The 1269-nt window shown below is 50.3% G+C and carries 2 protein-coding genes; both read left to right on the top strand.

Translation table 11 applies throughout. The annotated features are described in order from the left end of the window. Positions 1–218, top strand: a 218-nt coding sequence (locus GOW48_RS22355) for a hypothetical protein (protein ID WP_214648708.1), incomplete at its 5' end; no start/stop codon positions are given. Between the two features lie 220 nt (positions 219–438). Then, positions 439–1137: a hypothetical protein gene (locus tag GOW48_RS22270; RefSeq protein WP_170756251.1), complete on the top strand. Its 699-nt coding sequence runs from the start codon at positions 439–441 to the stop codon at positions 1135–1137. Positions 1138–1269 lie beyond the last annotated feature (132 nt).

Below are 1269 nucleotides of genomic sequence, written 5' to 3'. Positions count from 1 at the left end.
AGCCCAGTAGTCCCATTCGTCGCGCTTGTTATCCGCTGCCGATCCCTAAATCAGGCGATCCGGGCGCACACTATGTACTCCATCCCGCGAGCGCTGGAGAATTTACTCCGAATGAGATCAATTATGCGCTTCCGCTTGATGCAAATCAAAAATTACATTCTGATTTTGAGATATATTTAAGCACTTTCGGAGTTCTGCAAAAAGGAAAGGATGGCTGAAGTTTCAATGCTCCGCATTGGTGAAATTGGACCGTTGTCTGCTGCCTAAGAAGCCCACGGAAACTTGCAAATCGATGCACCAGTTGAGATGAAGAGAAGCGACGGAAAAAGACTTAAAGCGCTATGCGTAGCTACTTGCTCGCTTCTTTCTGCGTGCGCGCCCTCCCTTCCAGACATAAACACTGCCAATTTAGCATCGCGTTCAACGATAAACTTGTCCGTGCGGGTCGTAGACGGAGATGTCCGTAGCACCGCTTATACGCGAGGCGAAGGTGCTGTTTCGGGTATTGGCGCAGGCGCCGGAGGTGCTTTGGAGGCGGGGCTTTCCTCGGCAGACCCATTCGGACTGGCTCTCGGTGTCGCATTAGTTCCTGTGTTTGCCACTGCAGGAGGAATCTATGGTGCCACGAGTGGAACGTCGCGATCGCGTGAAGAAATTGTACGTGCAGTAGATACACTGAACCGGGCCTATCAACCATCAAAGTTTGAAAGAGCACTCGAAGCGACACTTTCCAACTCTTTGAGTACTGAACTTTTCGATGGCGTGACGCCGTGTTTCTCAACCAGTTCAAGCAGATCAAGCTGCCCACAAGGTGCACAAGCTTCCAATCTTGTTATTCGCACCTCGTTTAACCTAGTCCCGGCCGATTCTGGTGCAGGTTCTGGAAATTTGGACTTTATTGTTCAGACGTTTTTGACCGCCGAACCTAAGGGTGTCCTGCAGCCGGAGTGTATTTCGCTCAGATATACGAATTTTGCTGGTAACTTGTTTGAGTTGGCAGAAAATAACGGTCAGCCCATGACAACGTCTCTTCAGTCGACGCTGTATGATTTTGCCTTGGAATTGCCTCTAGTTCTTAGATCTGCGGAAGCTGATTGGGGGGAATCAAGTTGGACAAGACTGAGGTGCGCCGAATGATGTGTTTGGATTGACATCGTCTCGAGCGTTCATAGCGCAACTGGAAACTTACATGCATCCGAGGATTTGCGGATTCGCCTGATTTAGGGATCGGCGGCGGATAACAAGCGCGACGATTGGGACTACTGGGCG

Origin of the sequence: Ruegeria lacuscaerulensis (assembly GCF_013033355.1) — a bacterium.
GTDB classification, from domain to species: domain Bacteria; phylum Pseudomonadota; class Alphaproteobacteria; order Rhodobacterales; family Rhodobacteraceae; genus Ruegeria; species Ruegeria lacuscaerulensis_A.
This window is presented reverse-complemented; position numbering and strand designations above follow the sequence as displayed.